This window comes from Nocardia sp. NPDC059764, assembly GCF_042732555.1.
Taxonomy (GTDB): Bacteria; Actinomycetota; Actinomycetes; order Mycobacteriales; family Mycobacteriaceae; genus Nocardia.
The window spans coordinates 1-9,697 of the sequence record NZ_JBHWHH010000228.1 but is presented as its reverse complement, the minus strand read 5'-3'; the positions used below and the strand labels follow the sequence as shown (position 1 = coordinate 9,697).

The following is a 9,697-nucleotide window of genomic DNA, read 5'->3' as shown; positions in this document are numbered from 1 at the left end:
CACCCGGGGCGCGGCACGTTTCGACAGGGTCGCGAACTCAGTGGCGGCGCTTGGTCCGATCCGCTTTGGACTGCGCCCGGGCCGCCTCGCGACGCTCGCGGCGGGTGCCGCCCTGCCCGTCCTCGGCGCCGTACTCGTCACTGTCGCTGCGCACGGCGGCGTGGCCGCCTTCGTCCGGACCGCTGTAGGACAGCCCACGCGGGCCGGACTCGTCGATTCCCTTGGCGCGCAACGCCGCCGGAGCGCCGTTGCCCGCCTGCGCCGCGTCCTCCTGGGTGGGCAGCGGGCGGTTGCCGACCGGCGACTGCAGGCCCGCGGCCACGTTCACGCCCACCGGCTGCGGCTGCTGCACCTCGACCTGAAGGTTGAACAGGAAGCCGACCGACTCCTCCTTGAGGCCCTCGAGCATGGCCGCGAACATGTCGAAGCCCTCACGCTGGTACTCGACCAGCGGGTCGCGCTGCGCCATGGCCCGCAGGCCGATGCCCTCCTTGAGGTAGTCCATCTCGTAGAGGTGCTCGCGCCACTTGCGGTCCAGCACGCTCAGCAGCACCTGGCGTTCCAGGTTGCGCATGCTGCCCTCGCCCGCGAGGCCGTCGATCTCCGCCTCGCGGTTGTCGTAGGCGGTGTGCGCGTCGTCGAGCAGCGCGTCCAGCAGTTCCTCGCGGGACAGGTCGCCGGGCTCGCCGCTCTCGATCTCACCGGTGAGCTCGCGGTAGTCGATACCGCCGGGGTAGAGCGTCTTGAGCGCGCCCCACAGCTTCTCCAGATCCCAGTCCTCGACGTAGCCCTCCGCGGTGGCGCCGTTGACGTAGGCGGTGATCACGTCGGTGATCATCTCCTGCACCTGGCCCTCCATGTCCTCACCGTTGAGGATGCGGGCGCGCTCGGCGTAGATCACCTTGCGCTGCTGGTTCATGACCTCGTCGTACTTGAGGACGTTCTTGCGGATCTCGAAGTTCTGCTGCTCGACCTGGGTCTGCGCCGACTTGATGGCCCGCGAGACCATCTTGGCCTCGATCGGCACGTCGTCGGGCAGGTTCAGCCGGGTCATGATCGACTCCAGCGCCGCGCCGTTGAAGCGCCGCATCAGCTCGTCGCCCAGCGACAGGTAGAAGCGGGACTCGCCCGGGTCGCCCTGCCGGCCGGAACGACCGCGCAGCTGGTTGTCGATACGCCGCGACTCGTGGCGCTCGGTGCCCAGCACGTACAGGCCGCCCGCCTCGCGCACCGCCTCGGCGTCCGCGTCGACCTGCTGCTTGACCCGATCCAGGGTGGCGTGCCACTGGGCCTCGTACTGGTCGGGGGTCTCGACCGGGTCCAGGCCCTGCCGGCGCAGCAGGATGTCGGCGATGATGTCCGGGTTGCCGCCCAGCACGATGTCGGTACCACGACCGGCCATATTGGTGGCGACGGTGACCGCGCCCGGCCGACCGGCCTCGGCGACGATCTGCGCTTCCTGCTCGTGGAACTTGGCGTTCAGCACGCTGTGCGCGATGCCGCGCTTGGTGAGCAGCTTGGACAGGTACTCCGAGCGCTCGACCGAGGTGGTGCCGACCAGGACCGGCTGGCCCAGCTCGTGCTTCTCCTGGATGTCGTCGGCGACCGCGGCGAACTTGGCCTCTTCGGTCTTGTAGATCAGGTCGGACTGATCCTGGCGGATCATCGGCTTGTTGGTCGGGATCGGCACCACGCCCAGGCCGTAGGTCTGGTGCAGCTCGGCCGCCTCGGTCTCGGCGGTACCGGTCATGCCCGACAGCTTGTCGTACAGGCGGAAGTAGTTCTGCAGCGTGATGGTGGCCAGCGTCTGGTTCTCCGGCTGGATCTCCACGCCTTCCTTGGCCTCGATGGCCTGGTGCATGCCCTCGTTGTAGCGGCGGCCCACCAGGATTCGACCGGTGAACTCGTCGACGATGATGACCTCGCCGTCGCGGACGATGTAGTCCTTGTCCTTGGTGTAGAGCTCCTTGGCCTTGATGGCGTTGTTCAGGTAGCTCACCAGCGGCGAGTTCGCGGCCTCGTACAGGTTGTCGATGCCCAGCTGGTCCTCGACGAACTCGACGCCCGCCTCGTGCACACCGATGGTGCGCTTCTTGATGTCGACCTCGTAGTGCAGGTCCTTCTTCAGCAGCGGGGCGATGCGCGCGAACTCCGCGTACCACTTCGAGGAGGCGTCGGCCGGGCCCGAGATGATCAGCGGGGTGCGGGCCTCGTCGATGAGGATGGAGTCGACCTCGTCGACGATGGCGAAGTTGTGCCCGCGCTGGACCAGATCGTCCAGCGTGTGGGTCATGTTGTCGCGCAGGTAATCGAAGCCGAACTCGTTGTTCGTGCCGTAGGTGATGTCCGCGGCGTAGGCCTCGCGGCGCTCGGCCGGGGTCATGCCGCCCAGGATCACGCCGACCTCGAGACCGAGGAAGCGGTGCACGCGGCCCATCCACTCGGAGTCGCGCTTGGCCAGGTAGTCGTTGACGGTGACGACGTGCACGCCCTCGCCGGAGATGGCGTTGAGGTAGGCGGGCAGCACACAGGTCAGGGTCTTGCCCTCACCGGTCTTCATCTCCGCCACATTGCCGATGTGCAGGGCGGAACCGCCCATGATCTGCACCTTGTAGTGCTTCTGGTTGAGCACTCGCCAGGACGCTTCCCGCGCGGTCGCGAAGGCCTCCAGCAGCAGTTCGTCGAGGGTCTCGCCCTCGGCGTAGCGCTGTTTGAACTCCGCGGTCTTGGCCTGGAGCTCGGCGTCGGAGAGCGCCGTGTACTCCTCGTCGAGGGCGATGACCTCGTCCGCCAGGCTTGCCAGCCGCTTGACCGTGCGACCTTCACCAATCCGTAGCAACCTTGAAAAACTCAGCGCAGGCACGGGTCTTGTAGTCCTCTGGTCGGTGTTGTCGGTAGCCCCCACCATGACGGGAGGCCTGCGCGCGGGCGCGCATTCACAAGCCATGGTAATCCGGCCCCCATCGTAGGTGCTGAACTGCGCACGGGACTGCCCGGGCGCTGAGGAGAAGCTGTGAAAACGCGACGCCCGCACCGCCGCTCCCGACCCCGGCGAACGCCCAGCGAATGGGCTTGCGGCCGAGGCTGATTCGACACCCCTGACGTACCATGTAGGGGGTCCGGCGTGCGGCGGTCCGCGTCCGCGCACCCGGAACCGCGGCACCGACGACGGTGCGTGATCTCGGGCAGTGCGGCCCATACATTCCCCCAGGTGACCGGATTGCGATAGCTTGCCTCCAGGCGGTTCGTCCGTATGAAAGCCGGCGCCTCGGCAGGGGGAAACTGCGAGGCGCGGGCAGGGATAAGGGAGTAGCGGGCAGCGTGATCACCAGACTGACGCCGCAGGACGCGTCGTTCTACCGGCTGGAATCCACCAGCAACCCCATGCACATCGGCTCGCTGGCGATCCTGCGCAATCCTGCGCCCACCGGTAGATCGGGGCCCGGGCCGCTGGATTACGACCGGCTGGTGTCGCTGGTCGAGTCGCGGCTGCCGCTGGTGCCGCTGTACCGGCGCAAGGTGCGGGAGATCCCGTTCGCGCTGGGCCGCCCGATCTGGGTGGACGACAGCCACTTCGACATCACCTACCACGTGCGGCGTTCCGCGCTGCCCGAGCCGGGCACCGACGAACAACTGCTGGACCTGGTGGCCCGGCTGGCCTCGCGCCCGCTCGACCCGAGCCGGCCGCTGTGGGAGATGTACCTGGTCGAAGGCCTGGCCGACGGCCGCTGCGCGATCTTCACCAAGACCCACTCGTCCCTGGTGGACGGCGACAGCGCGCTCGAGATCGGGCATGTGATCCTGGACACCTCGACCGCACCCCGCGAGGTCGCCGACGACGCCTGGGCCGCCCACCGCGAGCCCGCCGAACTGGAACTGCTGCTCGGCGCGGTCGCGCACCTCGCCACCCAGCCCCGCGAGGGTCTGGAGGTGGCGCGGCACCACATGGCCGAGGCGTTCGCCATGGTCGACGCCACCGGCAAGGCCGTGCAGAAGCTGGTGTCCATCGTCCGCACCGCGGCCATCGGCGCGCCCGACAGCCCCCTGAACACCCGCACGTCCCGCAATCGCCGCTTCGAGGTGGTGCGCACCGATCTCGAGGACTACCGCAAGATCCGCAAGCGGTTCGACTGCTCCATCAACGACGTGATCCTCGCGGTGGTGACCGGCGCGCTGCGCAATTGGCTGCTCTCGCGCGGGCAGGTCCTGACCGAGGCCGACGCGCTGCGCGCGGTGGTCCCCATGTCGGTGTACGCCGACGGCCCGCACGGCGAACTGAAACCCGCGGGCGAGGTCACCTCGCTGCTGCTGGATCTGCCGGTGGGCGAACCGAATCCGGTGATCCGCATCGAGCACATCAAGCACGCCACCGAGGCGCACTCCCGGCATCAACGCGGGGTGCGGGCGCGGACGCTGGTGCACATGGCCGGATTCGCTCCGGCGAGCCTGCATGCCATGAGCGTGCGGTCGGCGAGTACTTTTGCAGAGCACACGTTCAATCTGGTGATCACCAACGCGCCGGGTCCGCAGCAGGCCATGTACATCGGCGGCGCGCGGATGCTGGAGATGTACCCGGTGTCGCCGTTGCTGCGCTTTCAGGCTCTGAGTATCGGGCTCACGTCCTACGACGGGCGGGTGTTCTACGGACTCACGGCCGATCGCGACGCCATGGCCGATATCGCGGTGCTGACCGCTTCGGTGCACGAGTCGATGGAGGAGATGCTCGGTGCCTGCGTCCAGTGAGTCGTCCGCCGTGCCGAAGAAGCTACGGGTCTACGTCCCGGCCACGGTGCCGATGCTGCGGGAACTGGTGAAGGACCGGGAGATCCGCGCCCTCAACGACACCGCCTTCGCGGTGACCCCCGCACTGCGCGAGGCCTACGCCTCCGGCGACGACGAGGAACTCGCCGAGGTCGCCATGGCCGAGGCCGCGCGCGCCTCGCTGCGACTGCTCGCCGAGGAACAGGCCGCCGCCGACCTGGGCGGCGAGGACGCGGGCGACGAGTCGGGCGAGGCCGCGCCCCGCGGCCCGATCTTCCGCCGCGCGGTCATCGCCGCCGACGTCACCGGCGCGACCCTGCGCCCCGACCTCGACGACGCCGTGGTCCGGCTCTCCGCCGCCATCCCCTACGGCCGCATCGCGTCCATCCACGTGGACCTGGCCGAGGCCGAATCCGAGGTGGCCAAGGCCGTCGAGGTCATCGACGCCGCCGACATGGGCGACGCCGACGCCGAATTCGTCCTCGGCGACGCCGAAGACCACCAGCTGGCCTGGTACGCCGCCCAGGAACTCCCCTTCCTGCTCGACCTCCTCTGACCGCCAAGGCCTTCTCTCACCGCCTGGCGCGACCCGCCGTACGCCCGGCGGGATCGTTGAACTGCCGACGCGAACCGCTGAACGCCGGGCTCTCGGCTGTCTCCGCACCGCCATCCACAGCCCTCGATCCGAGCCCCCGATTCGCGGAATCGGGGGCTCGAGAGCTTCGAGAGGTGCTCCGAACCTACGATGCCGTAACCTGGCTGTGATGGTTGCCTGTCACAGGGGCGACCGGTGCGCGACGAAGCGCTGACCAGCGTGCACGACGACAGAAAGCGTTCCCGGATATGGCATCGAAGAGTGGCGGATTCTCCGTGCGAGGACTGCGCGAGTGGCTGGAGGCCCCCGTGGCCGAAGGCGGGAACGCCGGGCGGACCCCGCTCGACGCCCTGCGCGGAGCCGCGGCCCGGATCACCACTCCCCTGCTGCCCGACGACTACCTGCACCTGGTGAACCCGCTGTGGTCGGCGCGCGAGCTGCGCGGCCGCATCGTGGAGGTCCGCAAGGAGACCTCCGACTCGGCCACCCTGGTGATCAAGCCGGGCTGGGGCTTCGACTTCAAGTTCGCTCCCGGCCAGTACATCGGCATCGGCGTGCTGGTGGAGGGCCGCTGGCACTGGCGCTCGTATTCGCTGACCAGCCCGCCGGATTGGACCGGCGACGGCGCCCACAAGGGCCGCCGCCTGATCTCCATCGCGGTGAAGGCGATGCCGGAGGGCTTCCTGTCCACCCACATCGTCTCCGGTGTCCCGGCGGGCACCATCGTGCGCCTGGCCGCGCCGCAGGGCGGTTTCGTGCTGCCGGATCCGGCGCCGCGCAAGGTGCTGTTCCTGACCGCGGGCTCGGGCATCACCCCGGTGATGGCCATGCTGCGCACCATGGATCGCCGCGACGCGGTCCCGGATGTGCTGCACGTGCACTCCGCCCGCACCCCTGACGATGTGATGTTCGGCGACGAACTGCGCGAATTGCACGACCGCCGGCCGGGCTTCACCGCCCACCTGCACCTCACCGGTGAGAACGGCAAGTTCGCGCTCGCCGATCTGGACACCGTGTGCCCGGACTGGCGTGAGCGCGAGACCTGGGCCTGCGGCCCGCTGCCCATGCTGGACGAGATCGAAAAGCATTGGGCCGCCGCTGGTATCGGCGACCAGCTGCACGTGGAGCGGTTCGAGATCGAGCGCAACGCCACCGCCGAGGGCGGCACGGTGACCTTCGCCAAGACCGGTCGCACCGCCGAGACCGACGGTGCGACGACCCTGCTGCAGGCCGGCGAGGACGCCGGCGTGCAGATGCCGTTCGGCTGCCGCATGGGTATCTGCCAGACCTGTGTGGTGACTGTGACCGAGGGTCATGTACGGGATCTGCGCAACGGCAAGGAACACCGCGCCGGCGACAAGATCCAGACCTGCATCTCCGCGGCCGCGGGCGACTGCACCCTCGAGGTCTGACCGACACTGCCCCGGGCCCGTCCCACACCGCACCGTGTGGGACGGCTCCGCCCGAGAACCGCTACCCTCGATAGCAATCGAGCCTGACCGGCCCCCGTCGGGGCCGCCCGTCCGCGCAACGGTGCGAGGCAGATCAACCACGGAAGGACCTGCCGGTGGCCATCACCGACATCAAGGCGTTCGCCCATCTCACGGCGTCCGATATCGAGACCCTGGGCCAGGAGCTCGACACCATCCGGCGCGATGTCGAGCACTCGCTCGGCGAGCGTGACGCGCGCTACATCAAGCGCACCATCGCCGCGCAGCGGATCCTCGAGGCGGCCGGTCGTGCCACCCTGTTCGCTTCCAAGAAGCGCTGGGCCTGGCTGACCGGCACCGCTCTGCTCTCGGTCGCGAAGATCATCGAGAACATGGAGCTCGGGCACAACGTCAGCCACGGGCAGTGGGATTGGATGAACGACCCGGAGATCCACTCCACCACGTGGGAGTGGGATATGACGGGGACGTCGGCGCAGTGGAAGGCCGCGCACAACTACTCGCACCACATGTACACCAACATCCTCGACATGGATGACGATCTGGGCTTCGGCATCCTGCGCATGACGCGCGACGAGGAGTGGAAGCCGATCAACCTGGTGCAGCCGGCCGCGAACCTGGTGCTGGCCGCGCTGTTCGAGTGGGGCATCGCGCTGCATGATCTGGCTGCCACCAAGGAGCAGATGGGTGTGCCCCCGTCGCAGCTCTTCCCGCCGCGCCACATCCTGACCGAGCCGAACAAGGCGTTCTGGCGCAAGGCCGGTAAGCAGGTCGCCAAGGACTTCGTGATCTATCCGGCGCTGACCGGTCCGGCGTGGAAGTCGACGCTGAAGGCGAACGCGACCGCGAACCTGGTCCGCAATCTGTGGGCCTACGCGGTCATCTTCTGCGGCCACTTCCCCGACGGCGCGGAGAAGTTCACCGAGGAGCAGTTCGAGAACGAGACGCAGGGCGAGTGGTACCTGCGGCAGATGTTGGGCAGCGCCAACTTCGACGCGGGCCCGGCCATGGCGTTCATGAGCGGCAATCTGAGCTATCAGATCGAGCACCATCTGTTCCCGGACCTGCCGAGCAACCGCTACGCGCAGGTGTCGGTGAAGGTGCGCGAGCTGTGCGACAAGTACGACCTGCCGTACACCACCGGCTCGCTGGGCAAGCAGTACCTGTTGGCTTTCCGCACGATTCACAAGCTGGCGCTGCCGGATCAGTGGCTGAAGCGGACGGCCGACGACGCCCCGGAGACCTCCTCGGAGCGCAAGTTCGCGGGCATCTCGCTGCCGGCGTGGAACGGCTCCGAGTGGCTGGCCGAGCACAACAAGTCCGGCGAGTGGCTGGCCGTGCACAATGCGTCGGAGTGGCTGGCCGAGCATCAGCCGAGCTGGGGCCTGGACCCGGAGACGGGTGAGCGGCGCGGGCTGCGGTCGGCGCTGCAGGAGGCCAAGGTGGCGCTCAAGGAGAAGGCCGCGCACGAGAAGCAGGTGCTGCGCGAGGCCAAGGAGGCTTTGCGCGAAAAGGCTTTGGCGGAAAAGGCTTTGCTGACCGAGAAAGCTCAGCGCGAGGGTTGGTTCTCGCGTAAACTCCGCCGTAATCGCTAGCAGACGAGGGTCGCGAAAACAATGCGGGATTCGACACGTTAGAGATTCGATTGTCGTAACCTACGGGACCGTAACCTACGGTACTGTAACCAGCATGGCGATCTCGGATGTCAAGGAATACGCGCACCTCACCCCGGAGGATGTCGAAGCGATCGGGGCGGAGCTGGACGCTATCCGCCGCGAGGTCGAGTCAACCCTGGGCGATAAGGATGCCCGTTACATCCGCAATGTGATCCGTCTCCAGCGCGGCCTCGAAATCAGTGGCCGCGCAGTGCTTTTCGCTAGTCTGTTCCCGCCCGCGTGGCTGGCCGGCGTCGCCCTGCTGGGCACCGCCAAGATCATCGAGAACATGGAGATCGGCCACAATGTGATGCACGGGCAGTGGGACTGGATGAACGATCCGGAAATCCACTCCACCAAGTGGGAATGGGACAACGCCGGTCCCTCCGAGCACTGGAAGATCACCCACAACTTCCTGCACCACAAGTACACCAACGTGCTGGGCATGGACGACGACATCGGCTACGGCCTGCTGCGCGTCACCCGCGACCAGCGCTGGACGCCGTTCTACCTCGGCCAGCCGGTCTACAACCTGCTGCTGCAGATGTTCTTCGAGTACGGCGTCGCCATCCAGCACCTGGAGCTGGGCAAGGTCGCCAAGAAGAAGTGGGCCCCGGGTTCGCCCGAGCGCATCCAGTTCGAGGAGGACCGCAAGACGGTTCTGAAGAAGATCGGCAAGCAGGCCGCCAAGGACTACCTGATCTTCCCGCTGCTCACCGGCCCGTCCTTCCTGGGCACGCTGACCGCGAACCTGGCCGCCAATGTGGTCCGCAATGTGTGGACCAACGCGGTCATCTTCTGCGGCCACTTCCCCGACGGCGCGGAGAAGTTCACCAAGTTCGACTGCGACAACGAGACCCAGAGCGAGTGGTACCTGCGCCAGATGCTGGGCTCGGCGAACATCTCCGGCGGCCCGGTCATGCACTTCATGACCGGCAACCTGTCGCACCAGATCGAGCACCACCTGTACCCGGACATCCCGTCCAACCACCTGAAGGACATCGCGGTGCGGGTGCGGGCGCTGTGCGAGAAGTACGACCTGCCGTACACCACCGGGTCGCTGCCGGTGCAGTACGCCAAGTCGTGGCGCACCATCATGAAGCTGTCGCTGCCCAACAAGTACCTGCGCCGCTCCACCGACGACGCTCCGGAAACCAAGTCGGAGAAGATGTTCGGCGGCGCGGCCACCGTGGACCCGATGACCGGCCGCCGCCGCGGCCTGCGCACCGCGCTGAAGG

Annotated in this window: 6 protein-coding genes; 5 read left to right on the top strand and 1 reads right to left on the bottom strand. The window is 67.7% G+C overall.

The features are described 5' to 3' along the window. Positions 1-37: 37 nt before the first annotated feature. A complete protein-coding gene (gene secA / locus ACFV4K_RS32215) occupies positions 38-2,863 on the bottom strand; it encodes a preprotein translocase subunit SecA (protein ID WP_379280013.1) in 2,826 nt (941 codons plus the stop codon). A gap of 458 nt (positions 2,864-3,321) precedes the next feature. On the opposite strand from secA, the gene ACFV4K_RS32210 reads away from it, so the two are divergent. The 5 genes from ACFV4K_RS32210 to ACFV4K_RS32190 all read left to right on the top strand — a co-directional run. Beyond that, entirely contained in the window at positions 3,322-4,743 is a 1,422-nt protein-coding gene (locus ACFV4K_RS32210; protein ID WP_379280012.1) for a wax ester/triacylglycerol synthase family O-acyltransferase, read from the top strand. Beyond that, positions 4,727-5,317, top strand: a complete 591-nt coding sequence (locus ACFV4K_RS32205; protein WP_379280010.1) for a DUF6912 family protein — start codon at positions 4,727-4,729, stop codon at positions 5,315-5,317. Before ACFV4K_RS32210 ends, ACFV4K_RS32205 begins: the two co-directional genes overlap by 17 nt. A gap of 287 nt (positions 5,318-5,604) precedes the next feature. Then, positions 5,605-6,768 (top strand): ferredoxin reductase, encoded by a 1,164-nt coding sequence (locus ACFV4K_RS32200; RefSeq protein ID WP_379280008.1) that lies wholly within the window; start codon positions 5,605-5,607, stop codon positions 6,766-6,768. Between the two features lie 155 nt (positions 6,769-6,923). Next, positions 6,924-8,399 carry a fatty acid desaturase family protein gene (locus ACFV4K_RS32195; RefSeq protein ID WP_379280007.1) on the top strand — a complete coding sequence of 492 codons (1,476 nt, stop codon included), beginning with the start codon at positions 6,924-6,926 and terminating at the stop codon, positions 8,397-8,399. 94 nt (positions 8,400-8,493) lie between these two features. Next, on the top strand, positions 8,494-9,697 hold a 1,204-nt coding region (locus tag ACFV4K_RS32190), incomplete at its 3' end, for a fatty acid desaturase family protein (RefSeq protein WP_379280005.1).

What these genes read in the sequence shown, in the direction of transcription:
- ACFV4K_RS32200 (WP_379280008.1), top strand. Translation starts at nt 5,605, where the DNA reads ATGGCATCGAAGAGTGGCGGATTCTCCGTGCGAGGACTGCGCGAGTGG.